This window comes from Dysgonomonas sp. PF1-14 (assembly GCF_029892965.1).
GTDB lineage: Bacteria > Bacteroidota > Bacteroidia > Bacteroidales > Dysgonomonadaceae > Dysgonomonas.
Genome location: NZ_JARXWN010000004.1, coordinates 164803 through 182442 on the forward strand (window position 1 = coordinate 164803; position 17640 = coordinate 182442).

A 17640-nucleotide genomic window follows, 5' to 3' on the forward strand; every position below is an offset into this window, starting at 1 on the left:
TCAACTTTATGACAAAGAGAAGTGTTATAATTTTAATAAATGCTTATTCTTATCTTTAGATTCGGAATAATTTTGCACCACCATTTGATTATGTAATACTGTAGTTTTATTTTATGCCTGTTTGTACCCTGATTACTATAGAAAATATAAATTAACCGATATTGTTGTGAAACTGATTATACCAGACAATTATGGACCCTATACTAAAAAAAAATATTCTGGAGAAAATATTAGCTAAAATACCGGACTATCTAAATCCTGCTGATTTTTTATACGAAGTCTTAAATATCAGCAAAGAATCTGTATATAGAAGATTAAAGGGCGATGTCTCATTCACGTTGGATGACTTGATTATATTATCATCCAAGCTGTCTTTTTCATTAGACGAAATATTATTTATAGAAAAAAAAGATTCGAGCCAATACCCTGTTTTATTTCATATCCGCTCGAATAAGGGACTGAACCCGCAAAAAAAATTCAGTGAATTTCTTTCTTCTTATATAGCCAATAAAGACAGAATTGCCAAAGCTAAAGATGTGGAAGTAACAGTTGCTTCCAACCGGCTTATGATTCTATCAAGCATAAACTATGAGCATATATTTAAATTTTATTATTACAAGTGGGTGCATCAGACAGAGCAAAAACCTTTAAACTACAGCATGTCCGATGTAACACTCTCTGATGATATTATTGCTTTGAGAGAGACACTTTTAACATATAAATATACAGGTAATCATATTTATATACTGGATAGTAATTTCCTTAAAAATACACTTACAGAAGTCCAATATTACTATAGAAGAAAACTGATCTCCGAAGAAGAGATAATCCTGCTACAAAATGATTTTCTGAAATTTGTAGATACAATGGAATATATAATCAAGCAGGAAAGAGTAGACGATTTTACAAATCGCATTTATATATCTACCGTTCAAATAGACTCTACAGGTCTGTATTGCCGGTCCGATAATGAAGAAACACTGGATTTATGGCTGTCTTTTGGAACCAGTATCCATACGACGAATGCGGCATTATGTGATTCATTCTTATCATGGATTAATGCACTGAAAAAATATTCTATTTTAATAACAGGATGTGATGAGGCATCGAAAACACAATTTATCGACAAGCAGCGTGATTATATAAAAACCCTTACAAGCAAAGACTATATATATGAATAGTGATATAAGAACAAGAATAATAAATACTATAACTCAGCTTATACCATCTAATATAAAGCCCGTCGATTATTTATCAGAGGTACTCGATATAGGTAAGGAATCAGCATATCGCAGATTGAGAGGAAAGATGTCTTTTTCTTTTGAAGAACTGTTTATACTGTCGCAGAAATTGGACTTTTCACTAGATAAGCTCAGGAAGGATAATGAAAAAGGCATATATCCTAATGTGTACTACGATCCGGAAGGTGCTTTTATAGAGAGGCTCAAAAGATATAAAGACCGGTTAGACATGGATAGTCAGGAGAATACAGATACTATGATGATAGCTATCAACTACTTGCCGGTAGAATTTACAGCCCGTTACAGCTCTCTGTTTAAGTTCTTCTATTATACATGGTTGCACCGCAGGCATACCGATCTGTCTAAGCTCTATTATGCAGATGTTTATATTTCATCTGAATTAGAAACTTTGAGAACCGCTATCGGTTCAGAAACTTCGGTCTCTAAAGACATTGTATTTATTTTAGACCCTAATGTGTTTTTAAGCCCGTTAAGAGAAGTTCATTATTTTCATGGACTCAACCTGATAAGCGATGCTGAAGCAAGTCTGATAAAAATAGATTTTAATCACATGATCGATTATATAGAAAAGATTGCCAGAACCGGACAATCCGATTCCGGGATAAAATATAATTTCTATATATCGAGTTTCAATATCGATGTCAATAGCAGTTATAATATATTGAACGGACGTGTAATATCTTTTTTCGATTTCCAGTTTTTCAGTCAGATAACATTGACAACACCCAGAATGTGTGGTGCCCATAAAGAATGGCTCGAATCACTGAAAAGATACTCTACACTGATAACCGAATCGAATGAGGCTGCACAAGCTGAGTATTTTGAGAGACAAAGAAAATATATTGACAGAATATAACGAAGGAAGATATATTTCCATTTCTCCGAGACTATAGAACTGTTATATTTTATTTTATATCCACTCTTCTGATTTCACTTATCCGTAGTCTGTTTCCGTAAAAACGGAACAGAATAACCTGATGTTTATCCAGTTTATAATAGCAAAAGGAAAAAATATTTGTTAAAAAATACAAATGGTGTAACCTTTCTGCTTTTTTTGCGACATATAAGTATAAAAGCAAGTAAAGTACTATGTAAACGTAGAATAAACTTTAAAGTTGCCTACTTTATTTATCCTAGTGTCTATCTTAATAACAGAATAAGCGTGATAAGAATTAGAGATCTTAACAAAACCTATCGTAACGGAGCTGTACCTCTGCATGTACTGAAAGGAATCAATCTGGAAGTAGAAAGAGGAGAACTGGTTTCGATAATGGGGGCATCCGGTTCCGGAAAGTCCACCCTTCTTAATATACTAGGAATACTCGACAATTATGATACGGGTGAATACTATCTGGACAATGTGCTGATTAAGGATCAGAATGAGACTAAAGCCGCCGAGTTAAGAAATAAAAAGATCGGATTCATATTCCAGTCATTCAACCTTATTTCTTTCAAAAACGCATTAGAAAACGTAGCCTTGCCACTTTATTATCAGGGAGTAAACCGTAAGAAGAGGAATATTATGGCTATGGAATATCTGGACAAGATGGGGCTGGCCAGCCATGCCGAGCATATGCCTAACGAATTGTCGGGTGGACAAAAGCAACGTGTAGCCATTGCACGCGCCCTGATAGCACAGCCTCAGGTGATACTAGCCGATGAGCCTACAGGAGCCCTCGATAGTAAAACATCGAGAGAAGTGATGGAACTGCTTCGTAAGATTAACGCCGATGATGGAATGACAATGCTGGTAGTAACACACGAACAGGCTGTGGCTAATGCTACAGATCGTGTTATCCATATCAAAGACGGTATAATAGGAGAAATTGAGGTAAATGAGAATCCTGTAATAGAAATGTAATCTGTCTGTCATCTATGTTTGATTTTGATTCACTTCGCGAAATATTATCGACTATAGGCAAGAATAAGCTGCGTACTTTTCTTACCGGATTGGCAGTTGCATGGGGGATATTTATGTTGATTATTCTACTGGCAGCCGGCAATGGTTTCCGTAATGCTATGATGTCGAACTTTTCGGATAGAGCAAAGAATACTGTAACTCTTTGGCCTGGCAGGACTTCTATGCCACACGATGGTTTGCCGTCGGGTAGAAGCATCCGGTTCGACTATAAGGATTATGACCTGATAAAAAATAAGATACAAGGGGTAGAAAAAATTTCGGTGCGCATCAGCCAGAGTAGTATTATTTCGTATGAAAAAGAATACGGGTCGTGGACACTCGATGGGGTTACTCCCGATGCAGGTTATATAAATAATGTGGAAGTAACGGCAGGGCGGTTTATAAATAAGATGGATATCGAAGCCCGTCGCAAAGTGATCGTCATCAGTGAAGATACGAAAAAGGTCTTGTTCAAAGATGAAGATGCACTCGGAAAACATGTGATAGCAACAGGAATCGCTTATCAGGTTATAGGTATATATAGCGTTAAGAATCAGTTTAGAAACGATATGCCTACATATATTCCGTTCACAACAGCACAAATGCTGTATAATAAAGGATATGGATTCAACCAGATTGAATTTACCATAAAAGACCTGAAAACAGAAGAAGAGAACGAAGCATTTATAGAAATGCTAAGAGGAAAGATGGGCGATCTGCACGGTTTCAATCCAAAAGACAGATCGGCACTTTATATTAGGAATACAGCAGAAGATTCGATGCAAGCTGAAAATATATTCTTTATCATCAACGTATTCATACTGGTTATTGGTGCAGCTTCATTGATGGCAGGAATAGTAGGAGTAGGCAATATAATGTTGATAACGGTAAAAGAACGTACAAAGGAGATAGGTATCCGTAAAGCTATAGGAGCTTCTCCGGCATCAGTCTTGAGGCTTATCATTTTCGAGTCTATACTTATAACGGCCACAGCCGGTTATATAGGAATGGTATTCGGGATAGCTCTTACCGAAATTATTAACCTGATATTATCTATGGCACCTTCGGACGGAAGCCCTTCTATGCTGCAAGACACGACAGTGGATCTGGCGACTGTAATGTGGGCGACTTTGGTGCTTATCGTTTGTGGTACGGTTGCCGGGCTTATGCCGGCTATGAAAGCCACAAGAATCAGTCCTATAGAAGCAATGAGATCAGAATAATCTAATAGGGATAAAAATGTTTGATTTAGATAATTGGAAAGAAATTTGGATCACGATAACCCGAAATAAACTGCGGAGCATACTGACGGCTTTCGGAGTGTTCTGGGGTATCTTTATGCTTGTAATACTTATTGGCATAGGGAATGCTTTCAAGGGGGGGATGATGCAGGTTGTTGACGGATTTGCTCCAAATTCATGCTTCTTTTATACAGAGCTTACAAGTGAAGCTTATAAAGGCTATCGCAAAGGGCGTTACTGGAACATGAATAATAAAGACCTTCTCTTGATACGCGAAAAAGCCCAGTCGGTAGAACATATATCACCGATGCTGTTTCTGTGGAGAAGCGATAAAAATATTGTAAGGGGAGAAAAAACCGGAACTTACGGAATAAAGGGAGTCTACCCTGAGAATTTTATAATAGAGAATCCCCGCATAATGTACGGACGGGTGATCAATGATGTGGATATAAAGAATAACCGTAAAGTATGCGTTATTGGCAAGGAAATCTACGAAACGCTGTTTAACGTCGGTGACGATCCTATCGGACAGTATATTCGCGTGCGAGGAATTTATTTTCAGGTGATAGGAGTTATATCGTCTACAGCACAGATATCGATAGGAGGACGACCCGAAACCACAGTCCATTTACCATTTAGCACTATGCAGAAAACCTATAATAAAGGTGATGTTATCGATTTTCTTGGTTGTACGGCTAAACCCGGATATCCGGCCAAAGTAGTGGAAGAAGAGGTGAAATCCATTGTGAAAAATGCTCATGATATATCGCCTGATGATGATAAAGCAATGGGGAGCTTCAATGCCGAGCAGATATTTCAGGCTTTTCAGGCTCTGTTCTTCGGTGTAGATTTCTTGGTGTTTTTTGTTGGTATGGGAGCATTGCTTTCGGGAATAATAGGGATAAGTAATATTATGCTGGTTACAGTAAAAGAGCGGACGCGCGAAATCGGTGTTCGCCGGGCGCTAGGAGCCGGGCCTGTGACCATCGTAAAACAAGTGCTTAGTGAGAGTTTACTGTTGACTTCTATTGCCGGACTTATAGGGTTCTTGTTTGGAGTTGCTCTGTTAGAGTTTGTCGATTACATGATGGAGAACGGCGTTCTGGAAATAAAGCTTTTTGTACCACCATTTATTTCTTTCTCTACGGCAATAAAAGCATTGATAGTATTGGTTATATCCGGTGTACTTGCCGGACTGATGCCGGCTATGAGAGCCTTGCGCATAAAAGCTATAGATGCTATCAGGGATGAATGACGGATTTGTAATTGGATTAGGAAATTTTTATCAATAAGATTTAGGTAACCGATAGCGATCGGGCTTATTGATAAATAGTTAATGTCTGAAAAGTAATAAAGAATAAAAACAAGACAAATCTATTACATTTGTTACTTTTTAGTTAAAATTATAAATTGCCTCCTGCTTTAGCTGGAGGATAAAGGGTAAAGAGAAGGAGGGCTTTAGCCAAACGATTTTGGCTGAAGTCACTTCCCGAAGCTGGAATCCCCGACTTAAAAGTCGTGGCAATTAAAAAAGTAATGAAAAGCAAAAACAATACAAATTGACTCCGCTTAGCACTGTCGAACGCTGTTTCATTACATTCGTTACATTTTAGTTAAAATTTGAAGCAGGGAATTATCTTGTGATTTGATCTATAATGCTATAAATAAGAAAATTATAAACTAAATAATATGAAAAAGATTCTCAGAATTCTATTGTTTGTACTCATTGGGGTTATTGTCATTGGTACATTCGTTTTTCTTTGGAAGAAGTCGCAGCCTAAGCAGGTCATCTATGAAATTACCACAGTAGAGTCGGGTAATATCGAAAATACGACAGTAGCTACAGGAAAAGTATCGCCTCGTGACGAGATTCTTATCAAACCGCAGATATCAGGTATCGTGTCTGAAGTGTTGAAGGAAGCCGGCGATTATGTAACTGTAGGAGATATAATAGCTACAGTAAAAGTTGTTCCCGACGTGGCACAGCTAAATACCGCCGAATCCACTGTAAGTGTGGCGCGGATAAATCTGACACAGGTAGAAACCGAGTATGTCCGTCAGAAACAACTTTACGAAAAGGGAGTCATTGCTAAAGAAGAGATGGATAAATCGGAAGCTGACTATAAAAAGGCTTTAGAAGAATTGGACAAATCAAAAAATAGTCTTGATATCATAAAAACGGGTATTTCGAAGAAAACAGCGCAATATAGTAATACACAGATACGCTCTACAATAACAGGGATGATACTCGATGTACCGGTAAAGGCAGGGAACTCGGTTATTCAGGCCAATACATTCAATGATGGTACCACCATTGCAACAGTAGCCAATATGAACGATATGATATTTATCGGTAAGATTGATGAAACCGAAGTAGGACGTATCCATGCAGGTATGCCTATTAAATTGTCGATAGGTGCTATTGAGAACCAGAAGTTTGATGCCACATTGGAGTATGTTGCACCTAAAGGTGTAGAAGAGAATGGAGCTATCCTATTTGAAATAAAGGCTGCTGCCCGCATACCGGATACTGTAGTTGTGCGTGCAGGATACAGCGCCAATGCTGAAATAGTACTGTCCAAAGCAGAAAAGGTGCTGACAATTCCCGAGAGTACAATTACTTTCAGTAACGATTCCGCCTATGTATATGTGCTGAAGGATTCGGTAGATCATAAACAGGCATTCGACAAGAAGCATATAAAAATAGGCCTGTCCGATGGAATTAAAGTTGAAGTAAAAGAAGGTTTGGCTAAAGGCGAAAAGATCAGAGGAAATGAGCAACAGGATAAACCAAAGAAAGAGGCCGGTAAATAATCAACAGACATAATCGTATGAAAAAATATATATTATCATGTGTTTTGCTTCTCGCCTGTATATCTATACATGCGCAGACAAAATGGACGCTGCGACAATGTGTCGATTATGCAGTGCAAAACAATATAGAACTCAGGCAGCAGTCATTGAAAGTAAGTAATGCGGAGATAAACCTCAGTACAAGCAAGAACAGCCGTCTTCCTAATTTGAATGCCAGTATTGGGCAGAACTTCAGTTTTGGACGGTCTACTCTGCAAAACAATACTTCTGAGTCGGTAAACACCTCCAGAACTTCGTTCAGCATAGGGACGGAGGTGCCTGTATTTACCGGCTTTCGGATACCCAATCAGATAAAGGCCGATGAGTTTAGTTTACAGGCAGCTACCGAAGGTCTGAAAAAAGCAACAGAGAATCTGGAATTGGAGGTAGTATCTTTGTTTTTGGAAGTTCTGCTGAACAAAGAGATACTGAAAGTCAATCAGGAGCAGGCTGCTTTGAGCAAGCTACAAGTAGAAAAGACTCAGATATTGTTGGACGCAGGTAAAATTCCGGCATCGCAGCTCTATGATATAAAGGCAACGGCAGCTAAGAACGAACTGAATGTGACTACAGCAGAGAATAGCCTGGCCTTGTCTTTACTCAATCTGTCTCAGGCTCTGAATCTATCCGTTACAGAAGGGTTCGATGTAGTAGTGCCTGATTTTGGGGATGTCATAGATAATAATATCAGTAGTATTATACCGCCTGATCAGGTCTATCAGATGGCGTTGGGTATAAAACCTCATATAAAAGAAGCTGAACTACAACTGGAAAGCAATAAAAAGTTATTGAAAGTAGCTCAGTCCGGTTATTGGCCTACACTAGATTTTTCTGCCAGTTATGGAACTTCTTATACTAAGGTTTTCGGTAAAACCGGATTAAGTTTTTCCCGTCAGTTGGGTGACTATGGATCTGAAGTTATTGGATTTTCATTAAAAATTCCTATCTTTAACCGCTTTCAGACACGTAACAGAGTACGAGCAGCACGTCTGGATATTGAGAATCAAAATCTGATATTGGATAATACAAAGCTGGCTTTGTATAAAGAAATTCAGCAAGCCTATCAGAAAGCAGCTGCAGCACAGTCTGAGTTCAATTCGACAGGCAAAGCCTATGAGGCAGCAGAAGAGTCATTCAAGTATGCCCGCGAACGCTACGATTTAGGCAAGTCCACTGTCTTTGAATACAATGAAGCTCAGACAACGCTTCTGACCAGTAAATCGAAACAAATACAGGCTAAGTACGATTTCATATTCAGGGCGAAAATATTGGACTTCTATCAGGGTAAACAAATAGATATACAATAAAAATAGTTTAGTGAACCTTTCCGTGATGATTAAGCCCTGCGCTATAGTAAGATATAGTCGCAGGGTTTTGTATTCTAATAGGAGAGGAGCTATGGCCTTTCCGGCACACAACTCCTCACTGATCTATAGTTCGTAGTTCACTTGTCTACTTATCTTCACCAAAGATACTGCCATAGCGATGGTACTCGAATGCTATACTCTGTTCTTTCAGATAGTGTAACAATTCCAGTCTGCCTTCTGCAAGCGGCTTATCCGAAGCAATGTGCTTACCTAGTTTGGCTGCTTTCAGGTATGCGGCATCGGGTAACTCTGTGGAGCAGGCGCGGATACGTTCGTATTGTTCCATTTCGGCAATGAATTGCTCTTCTGCCTGTATCTTCATCTGTACGTTCAGCAGAGCCGGAACAGCCTGCTTCAATGTTTCCAGTTTAGCATCCTTATCCGAGATACTTATTGTAATCGGTGTACGTGCAATATCTGAGGCTGTGATCACCAGCAGGACATCAGATAACGAGTCTTTTTCCATAACACGGAAACCTACGCTCTTCAATGGTAGATAACGAAACGTATTCTCTTCTCCGTAGATGTGATTCACATCCCTCTCCTGCGAGAATTCAGCCCCCCATTCCTTCATATAGCTTTCGTAAGCGTAGTTGAAGCGGTTACGTTCTTTCTCATCAGATATTAGCTCGCTAAGCGGGGCTTTATTGGTAACTGATGGCACAGCCTTTTCTTCAAACTTAACGAAGCATGAAACATAGTTCGGCCCTCCGGCTTTGATGCCTCCACCAAATGCCGATCGTTTCATACCGCCGAATGGCTGACGATTGACAATCGCGCCTGTAATTCCCCTGTTGATATACAGGTTGCCCGCTTCGATACTGTTTTTCCATAACTGCTGTTCGTTCTCGTCCAGACTCTGCAATCCGGCAGTAAGACCGTATTCGGATGAATTGGCATATTCTATTCCTTGTTTCAGGTCATCGATGCATACAACTGATAGCAGCGGTGCAAACAATTCGTTCTTGAACGTAAAGCTGCTTGGCTTAACTCCCCATTTCACAGTAGGTTTCAATATATACTTCTTCTCATCGAGAAACTCAGGTGCAACGAGCCAAGACTCGCCTTCTTCCAGATGCTCGATGGCATGCAACAGTTTCTCGTTATCGTTAGTGATCATAGGGCCTACCATATTCATCGTATCCCATACACTGCCTGTGCGCATACTCTCTACGGCATCTTTCAGCTTCGATCGGAAGCTTTCATCATTGTAGGTCTTCTTGTCTACTAAGAGCAAAGAACAGGCCGAACATTTCTGTCCTGCATTACCGAATGCCGATGCTACAACATTCAGTATAGCATGATCCTGATCACCGTTTCCGGTAAGGATAATCGCATTCTTACCTCCCGTCTCGGCAGATAACGGAGTGCGTGGGCTGTTTTCCAACAGGCGGAAAGCTGTATCGGTTCCTCCGGTCAGTATCACATGCTTAATGGATGGATGCGCAGTGAGATAGTTGAGTGACGAACGGTCGGCACTACATACCACCTGCAAGGTTTCTTTCGGTACACCTGCATCCCAGAAGCATTTGGCAAATTCCCATGCGATAGGTAAGGCTACAGTAGCAGGTTTCAATATAACCGTATTCCCTCCGGCTAAGGCTGATGCTATACCACCCACAGGAATAGCCAGCGGGAAGTTCCAAGGCGGTATGACAAGAATGATACCTTTAGGAGTGTACGAAACTGTATTCAGCTTGGCAAAGTGTTTCATCGTAATAGGGTAGAAGCGGCAGAAGTCAATGGCTTCCGATACTTCGACGTCACCTTCCATAAAGGTCTTTCCTGTAATGGCGGCCATACAGCCTATCAGGTCACCACGCTTGGCGCTGATATTGTCTGCTACCTGATGCAGGATTTCATTGCGGCGGTTTACATCGGTCTGTCTCCATCCCGGTTTATCCTCTTCGGCTATGGTTATGATTTCTTTTATCTGATCCAGAGTCGATAGGTTAGCCTCACAGAAGCATACGTCATCGTTTCGGCTACGGTCGTAGTATTTCTTTTTATGCTCTGTAATTACTTCCCGATCGCCTATCTGAACAGGCACGATAAAGTTCTCACCGTTTACCTCTGTACCCCATTTTTTTAGCTTACCCAAAGCCCATTGACGGTTCTGATCCAGGTCGAGGTCGGTATCGGGTTCGTTATGGAATACATTTATATCTTTCACAGGTATCGGCTTCTCATTCCTGTTCTGTGTACGCAAGGGCTTCGCCACGATGGTATCTTTCAGCTTGTAAGCTTCTTCGAACTGATTGACAAGGAAGTTCCATTGCGGACTATTGAGTTGCAGATTGAACGAATAGCTGAGGAAGTTGTCTTTTCCTGTGTTTTCGTCCAGACGGCGTACAAGGTACGATATAGCATTCAGAAAGTGCTCTTTCTTCACTACAGGTGTATAGAGTATGATCTGCTTGTCGAGGTTCCTGACAACTCTCGGCAGGTGGTTTGCCATACCTTCGAGCATTTCGAACGTAACGTAATCCGATACACCGTTCTTCTGGCTGAGCAGGTAAGCATATGCTATACTAAAGAAATTGTGCGATGCAACACCCACCTGTAATGCCTCTGCATTCTCAGGTTGCAGAGCGATGTCCAGTATGCGCATATAATTGGCATCTACCTCGACTTTGCTTGCAAATATTGGATTAGGCCATCCCCTGAGCGATGAAATAATGCTCTCCATCTGTAGGTTAGCCCCTTTCACCAGACGCATTTTCAGTGGCGCTCCGCCCTCTGCATAACGTTTTTTCGCAAAGGTGAGGAGACTATCTTGCAACAGTCCTGCATCAGGCAGGTATGCCTGCACTACTATACCTGCTGTATAGTCCTTAAATTCGGGCATACTCAGTACTGTCTCGAATACATCAAGGGTTATATCCATATCTTTGTACTCCTCCATGTCGAGGTTCACAAATTTGGGTTTGGTAATACCATCCTGATCTGTGTACGGATACTTGATAGCCTGACGGTATATAGACGCTACCAGCTCGCACAACTCTGCCTTGTTCTGCTCGTAGCTTAACGGATGTATTTGTGCATAAATGCCTGAAAGCTTAATCGATATATAATTGATATCCGGTTCTTTGAGAGCTTCCAGATAGTGCAGGTAACGCTTGTTTGCCTCCCCGTCGCCCAGCACGACTTCTCCGAGCAGGTTAACATTTTGTCCTATCTTACTGTTCCATCTGCCCGATAGGTGATCGGTCAGCTTCGGTCTTTCTTCAGCTATAATTATCTTGTTAGTTTCCTTACGCAGCCTGCGGTTAAACAGAGGCATGGCAATATTAGGAGCTAAAAAACCGAAGTTCATAAAAAGCCTCAACTGAAATTTGTCAAACGAGTTGAAAAAGTCAGGTATGCCATACTCTTTTATCAACAGTGTCATACGCTTTATGACTTTGCTGTTGTCTCTCACTTGAGACGATTCGTCCAGCATTTTAGATAGCAATGTTTTGTTAGCCGGAGTCTGAATCAGAGATGCATACTTCTTCTGTTCTTTAATCTCATCAGGAGTTAACTCTTTTTCCGCTTTATTGAGGAAATCTTTAGCCCATTCAAGGACTTCCGTAGACGTGATTTTTTCCATAGAACTTACATAATGTTAAACAAGGTTAGATTTTCTCTTCTAAGATAGGTTAAATAGTTGAGAGAATACCTCTTTTTATGATAGAAAATAATCATATTCATAAATTTATATATATACTCAATATTTGATATTCTATACATTAACAATCAGCATCCTACAATGTCCTGTTTCTGTTAATAGTTTCTGGTTTTCGTCATTGCTTTTTATTTTAACTAAAACCTGACAAAGATTACAAGTTTACTGGTATCTAGTTAACTGGCCTGCTAGTTTTAACTCCTCCTTCTTCTAGTACACTAGAACTTTATAAACAGGCACACTAATTTTTTAACTAAAACCTGACAAATCTGCACTCAAGTTTTAGCTACACGCTTGTTGACTTCGTCGATTCTTCGAAACATCGTTCAGCAGAGCTAATTTCGCTGAACGATGTTTCTAGTTTTTGGTCTGCCAGCCGGATGGTTTTTATTTCCTTCTTTTTCTAGTAAATCGGAAGTCTATAAACTGATACACTCCTTTCAAAGACCGCTTTTGTATTCGGACGACCCCAAAAGTACACCCCTACATTTAGTAACTGTTTAAATTTGGCCGAAAATATTTCATATAACTGTTTCTGATTATTCTTTAGCTCTTATAGATAAAATTATTTCGTAATAATTACAAGAAGCACTACTCAAGCATCAAAATACAAACCACTTCACTAACATTTATAAACACTTTTCTATAAAGGGATAAAATTGTATATTTGCAACAAACAAAATTATATACAATATGAGAGTTAAATTATTTATTATCACATTTATTATCATAGGCTTAACGGCCTGTATGGGAAATGCAAACTATGCTTATAATGAAAAGGTAGCATCTAACTATTTTTATGTAAGCGAGCTGTTTGAAGAGGTGTATAAACGATTAAACGATGATGCTCTAAGAGTTTCAGATGTTGAGAATCTGAGGGATAATACGAACAATGTTATCGAAAATATGAACGAATTGAAGAATGAACTGAATATAGATTCTGCAACGGAGTTTCATGAAAAGGCATTGGAGTATTTCAATCTGGTAAGCAAAGATTTTTCAGATTTAGCAGACAGCTATGTAAATCTGAACTGTGACTGTCCCGAGAAGAAAGATTCAATAAGGTCTCTGGCGAAAGAACTGTACAATAAGACTTCGACTATAGAAGATCAGATGCTCGAAGAACAAGTAAAATTTATGGATAAAGTAGGTCTGAAGCCGGCAAAATAATAAAAACTGCATCTGGGATATCCCGGATGCAGTCTAAACGCTGATCAACAAAACATTGGATACTATCAATAAAATATCCAATAATTAAAATACAACCTTAACACAATCTTTATCTGAACCTTTACCTGTACCGATTTTATTTTTTATGAGAGAATAGCCATGAGGCGAGTGTTTTTTCCTGAAACGCATTATCCCAGCTATTATGGTTCACTCCTTTGTATTCTGTATATTCTACATCACACCCCAACTCTTTCAATTTACTATATATATTACGTGAATTTTCGACAGGGACTACACCATCTTCGTCTCCATGGAAAAGCCATACGGCTGTATTCTTAGCGAAAAGCGAAAGCTTATTCAGATCGCCACCACCACAAATAGGGAATGCCGCCGCAAAAGTCTGAGGCATACGCCAGAGCAATTCGAACGTACCCGCAGCACCCATAGAAAGTCCTCCGATATAGACACGATTTGCATCCACTTTCCCCGAAGAAAGCCAGTCCTGAACAAGTACTATTAGCGTTTTCATTGTTTGGGTAGGCTCATCGGTAAGACCAAATTTCATTTGTATCTTATCACCTATCTGATGCCTGATAATTCCTGCCCAATATGAATTTTCAGGGCATTGCGGAACAATCACGATTGCCTCATTAGCTCCTGTATGGAAATTGTCGATCAGAAATTGCTTTCCTAGAGCGAGTTGCTTTTCATTATCACTTCCACGCTCTCCTGCCCCATGCAGAAATATGAGTAACGGGTATCGTTTCGTCTCATCATAGTTTTCCGGAAACATTATCCGATAGGGCAGATTGTTTCCGTTAACCATAATGGACGCTTTTTCGAATTGAGCAGATAATGATAATGCACTGATAAATAAAGCTAAAAGCAGAACTAGTTTTTTCATAATTTCAATTTTAAAGAATAATGCTCCAAAGATAATTATAAAGCCTCAGCTCTTATCCATTCCGATGTACCGTTTTCATTAATGGCTTCGATTGCAAAATAATATGGTTTAGTCCTATCCATTCCGGGATAATAATATTCGTTGACATTGTGCACCATCACACAGTTGTACAGCTTGTCGGGCTGCGTACCTATATAGATGTTATAGGCATAGGCATTGTCTACCGGGCGCCATTTGAGCCAACCGTTGCGTCTGTCCGTTTCATCGCTTCGCAAAGCCATAAACTGTTTCACAGGTTCGGGCTTTTGCCCTGCACCAAAGCCGAATGCGCGAAACCCCGATATGGCGAATTTTCCTGTAGGAACATGTATATTCTCCATTTTAAGGTAACGCGCTTTTACCGGCTTTTCCAGTTCTACATAGTCATGCGGAACATCTTTCCGATTCTTGCTCTTATCCACTAATACCTGCCATTTTTTGCCGTCGAGAGAATAGTAAATGATGTATTGTTCATAAATTCCTTGCTGTTTTCCCATAAATCCAGCATCCTGATCGGCATAATTGACCTGAACGGCATGTACTGTAGATATTTCGCCCAGATCGGATATCAGCCATTCACCTTTGTTTGCGGTGCGGGCACTCCAGTATGTTTTTATATCTTCATCTACCAGATTGTTTGCATAATAAGTCCCCAATGTAGAGGAAACCTGTACAGGCTTGTTATAGTTGAGAAGCATCCAGCCTGTAAAGCGGCTCCGGAGATGGTCGGCTTCTCCCTGTGGTATGTAATGCGGATAGTCTCCGAATGCAGTATTGCAGTACATTACATTATCTTTATCGAATCCGGCAGGCCAGATGCCGATACGGCGTTCAAAGTTATTCTTTACATTGATCACCATTGTAGAGGTATGCCAGTAATTGCCCCAGTTATCCTCAAAGGTTGCACCATGTCCGGCACCACGAATAAATCCTCCGGCTTTCATACTCAGCGGTAGCGATACATGCTCGAAATGTCCGAGAGGGCTATCGCCTACGGCTACTCCGTCGCCATAGTGGCTAAACTCTGTGCCGGGACCGCCCCATTGCAGGAAATATTTACCACCATGCTTAGTCATCCATGCACCTTCCATGAATGGCTTCAGGAAGGTATTGTCCATGTGTTCGCCAAAGCGGTGCCAGCCTATTTTGTTATCATCGAGCAGAAGCATTTCCTTTCGTGTACCTTTCGGGCTGAAAGTAGTACGGTCGAGTTCTATTCCATAAAGCGGATATACGTTGCTGCTACCATTATACATATAGAGTCTGCCATCATCATCTACAAAGAATGCAGGATCCCATCCACCGATATCGAAATGTTCTACAGCTTTACTCCATTCGTTTCCTTTCGGGTTGGTACTTACCCAGATAGGGAAAAGCCCCGAATAGGTAGAGCCGAAAACACAAAGCGAATCGCCCTGTACCCATGCGGCAGGAGCGCACAAATCATCCCACTTATTGGGAACCTGCGCTTTTACATCTTCGGGCAGGAAATGGCGCGAAACGAAGTTCCAGTTGAGCATGTTGCTGCTCCACCAATAACCTGTCTGATTGGTAGAGAAAAGGTAGTAATCACCTTTATAATTTACAATTACGGGATCGGCAGAAGTACGGTGCTTTCCCCACTCTACAAAGTTAGGGATAGGTCCGTAGCCATAATCTATATTAATAGGATTACAATATGTTTTTTGTTGTGCCAATAGTTGAACCGCAAAAAAGAACAACAAAAGAAGTAGTATATTTTTTTTCAGATATTTCATGATATGGGCATTTTTTAGATTGATGATCTGTTTATCCGAACATCTATCCGACCATTATCTTATTAGGATAAAAGGAGTGGAATACCACTCCTTTATTATCCATGAGAGCATTTATTTCAACGACGGTGATTCAAAATTCAGTTTCTTCAAACCTTTCTGTACATCGGGGTGACTCATAAAGAGTTTCCACAATAGTCCCGAGCGGTAGTTTTCTATCATTACGGCAATAGGCCCCTGATCGATAGCCAGATAACGCTGAGGATACCAGTTGTCGGTTTCGCTGAATGCATCATAAAAGCCATACTGTCCCCATAGCTTATTACCTTTGCTATACAGGTTTCTCATTACCTTCATTGATTCTTCGGGCGTATATACAATAGATGACAAGGCTGCCGTAGGTGTTATTACGCCCAGATCACCTGCTTCATCGGGTTCGTGTGCGGCATAACCGTTCACAGAATAGCTGGCAGTAAGTCCCCAAGCATTTTCGCCATAGCCTTTATAACCTTTCGGATTGCGGATACAGTATGCCCGGTTGATAAGCGTATAGTTTTTCATCTCTTCGAAATAATCGGCATACTTGTCTTTCAGCCCTGTAGGATTCAGTCCTAGAAATGAGTAGTGTGCCCAGAAAAGAGGCCCTACCCCGCTATTGCTTTGGTAACGCATATTCAAAGTATAACCTTCCAGTTGATGAGGTCCGATGATTTTGCCTCCTTCAGCCCAACCTTCGTTATATACTTCGGCAGGGACGCCATAGGTAGGCGAACATGCGGCAAGAACATAAGTAATCAGACATTCATTATATCCCCTGATCGGGAAATTCATTTCCCAAGAATGGTCGGGACTCCAGTGCCAGAACAAAACATTCTGTGAGTTGCGGTGCCAGTTCCAGTCTACCTTACGCCATATTTTGTCTATGCGGACAGCCAGTGCTTTTTCGGCAGCCGTTCCATTCACATAGTATTGGTGTAAAGCCAACAGTCCTTGCATCAGAAAGGAGGTTTCTACCAGGTCGCCCCCGTTATCCTTATCGCTGAATCCCACTACTTTACCTGTTTCGCCGTTCCACCAGTGGGGATATACTCCATTATATGCATCAGCTTTCTCCAGAAAGTTTACAATTCGAGTCATGCGTTCCAGTCCTTGTTCTCGGGTTACATAACCACGATCTATTCCGGCTATAACAGCCATTATACCGAAACCGCTTCCTCCCGAAGTAACAGTATTCATATTGTATTTACCATAATCGCCGTCTACATGATAACGCTCGCGCGCCATGCCGCTAACAGGCTCGGCTCCATCCCAGAAGTAGTTGAATGTACGACGCTGCACACTATCGAGCAGAGCCTCATCAGACAGTTCGACTACCGGATCATTATCTTCAGTCTGATCTTTCAACTGTTTGTCCTTGCAGCCGACAGCGGCAAACAATAAACCTGAAAGGAGAAGGAAAAATTGTATCTTTTTCATAATCATA

The 17640-nt window shown here is 40.5% G+C and carries 12 protein-coding genes; 8 read left to right on the forward strand and 4 right to left on the reverse strand.

From position 1 onward, the window contains the following. The first annotated feature begins 191 nt into the window (after positions 1-191). The 7 genes from M2448_RS07205 to M2448_RS07235 all read left to right on the forward strand — a co-directional run bounded on the left by M2448_RS07205 (position 192) and on the right by M2448_RS07235 (position 8563). On the forward strand, positions 192-1181 hold the full coding sequence (locus M2448_RS07205) for a hypothetical protein (RefSeq protein WP_280645235.1): 990 nt from the start codon (positions 192-194) through the stop codon (positions 1179-1181). Next, entirely contained in the window at positions 1174-2118 is a 945-nt protein-coding gene (locus M2448_RS07210) for a hypothetical protein (RefSeq protein ID WP_280645236.1), read from the forward strand. Before M2448_RS07205 ends, M2448_RS07210 begins: the two co-directional genes overlap by 8 nt. Before the next feature lie 306 nt (positions 2119-2424). Continuing rightward, the gene (locus tag M2448_RS07215; RefSeq protein ID WP_280645237.1) at positions 2425-3123 is read left to right on the forward strand and encodes an ABC transporter ATP-binding protein; all 699 of its coding nucleotides are present in this window, start codon (positions 2425-2427) and stop codon (positions 3121-3123) included. Between the two features lie 14 nt (positions 3124-3137). Continuing rightward, positions 3138-4385 carry an ABC transporter permease gene (locus M2448_RS07220; protein ID WP_280645238.1) on the forward strand — a complete coding sequence of 416 codons (1248 nt, stop codon included), beginning with the start codon at positions 3138-3140 and terminating at the stop codon, positions 4383-4385. Between the two features lie 16 nt (positions 4386-4401). After that, positions 4402-5658, forward strand: coding sequence for an ABC transporter permease (locus tag M2448_RS07225; protein WP_280645239.1), 1257 nt, complete (start codon positions 4402-4404; stop codon positions 5656-5658). Between the two features lie 434 nt (positions 5659-6092). Then, positions 6093-7217 (forward strand): efflux RND transporter periplasmic adaptor subunit, encoded by a 1125-nt coding sequence (locus M2448_RS07230; protein WP_280645240.1) that lies wholly within the window; start codon positions 6093-6095, stop codon positions 7215-7217. 17 nt (positions 7218-7234) lie between these two features. Next, the gene (locus M2448_RS07235; RefSeq protein ID WP_280645241.1) at positions 7235-8563 is read left to right on the forward strand and encodes a TolC family protein; all 1329 of its coding nucleotides are present in this window, start codon (positions 7235-7237) and stop codon (positions 8561-8563) included. Positions 8564-8708: 145 nt separating this feature from the next. Here the strand turns inward: M2448_RS07235 and M2448_RS07240 are convergent, their stop codons facing one another. After that, the gene (locus M2448_RS07240) at positions 8709-12215 is read right to left on the reverse strand and encodes a bifunctional proline dehydrogenase/L-glutamate gamma-semialdehyde dehydrogenase (protein WP_280645242.1); all 3507 of its coding nucleotides are present in this window, start codon (positions 12213-12215) and stop codon (positions 8709-8711) included. Between the two features lie 768 nt (positions 12216-12983). Between M2448_RS07240 and M2448_RS07245 the strand changes: the two genes are divergently transcribed. Next, on the forward strand, positions 12984-13460 hold the full coding sequence (locus tag M2448_RS07245; protein ID WP_280645243.1) for a hypothetical protein: 477 nt from the start codon (positions 12984-12986) through the stop codon (positions 13458-13460). Between the two features lie 136 nt (positions 13461-13596). Here the strand turns inward: M2448_RS07245 and M2448_RS07250 are convergent, their stop codons facing one another. The 3 genes from M2448_RS07250 to M2448_RS07260 all read right to left on the reverse strand — a co-directional run bounded on the left by M2448_RS07250 (position 13597) and on the right by M2448_RS07260 (position 17633). Further along, entirely contained in the window at positions 13597-14364 is a 768-nt protein-coding gene (locus M2448_RS07250) for a dienelactone hydrolase family protein (protein ID WP_280645244.1), read from the reverse strand. A gap of 35 nt (positions 14365-14399) precedes the next feature. After that, a complete protein-coding gene (locus M2448_RS07255) occupies positions 14400-16160 on the reverse strand; it encodes a discoidin domain-containing protein (protein WP_280645245.1) in 1761 nt (586 codons plus the stop codon). A 111-nt stretch (positions 16161-16271) separates the two neighbouring features. Then, positions 16272-17633 carry a glucoamylase family protein gene (locus M2448_RS07260; protein WP_280645246.1) on the reverse strand — a complete coding sequence of 454 codons (1362 nt, stop codon included), beginning with the start codon at positions 17631-17633 and terminating at the stop codon, positions 16272-16274. Positions 17634-17640: the final 7 nt, after the last annotated feature.

Excerpts from the sequence above, each read along its gene's own strand:
- M2448_RS07255 (WP_280645245.1), bottom strand. The coding sequence starts at position 16,160 with ATGAAATATCTGAAAAAAAATATACTACTTCTTTTGTTGTTCTTTTTT.
- M2448_RS07260 (WP_280645246.1), bottom strand. The coding sequence starts at position 17,633 with ATGAAAAAGATACAATTTTTCCTTCTCCTTTCAGGTTTATTGTTTGCC.
- M2448_RS07220 (WP_280645238.1), top strand. The coding sequence starts at position 3,138 with ATGTTTGATTTTGATTCACTTCGCGAAATATTATCGACTATAGGCAAG.
- M2448_RS07230 (WP_280645240.1), top strand. The coding sequence starts at position 6,093 with ATGAAAAAGATTCTCAGAATTCTATTGTTTGTACTCATTGGGGTTATT.
- M2448_RS07210 (WP_280645236.1), top strand. The coding sequence starts at position 1,174 with ATGAATAGTGATATAAGAACAAGAATAATAAATACTATAACTCAGCTT.
- M2448_RS07235 (WP_280645241.1), top strand. The coding sequence starts at position 7,235 with ATGAAAAAATATATATTATCATGTGTTTTGCTTCTCGCCTGTATATCT.
- M2448_RS07250 (WP_280645244.1), bottom strand. The coding sequence starts at position 14,364 with ATGAAAAAACTAGTTCTGCTTTTAGCTTTATTTATCAGTGCATTATCA.
- M2448_RS07240 (WP_280645242.1), bottom strand. The coding sequence starts at position 12,215 with ATGGAAAAAATCACGTCTACGGAAGTCCTTGAATGGGCTAAAGATTTC.
- M2448_RS07225 (WP_280645239.1), top strand. The coding sequence starts at position 4,402 with ATGTTTGATTTAGATAATTGGAAAGAAATTTGGATCACGATAACCCGA.
- M2448_RS07245 (WP_280645243.1), top strand. The coding sequence starts at position 12,984 with ATGAGAGTTAAATTATTTATTATCACATTTATTATCATAGGCTTAACG.
- M2448_RS07205 (WP_280645235.1), top strand. The coding sequence starts at position 192 with ATGGACCCTATACTAAAAAAAAATATTCTGGAGAAAATATTAGCTAAA.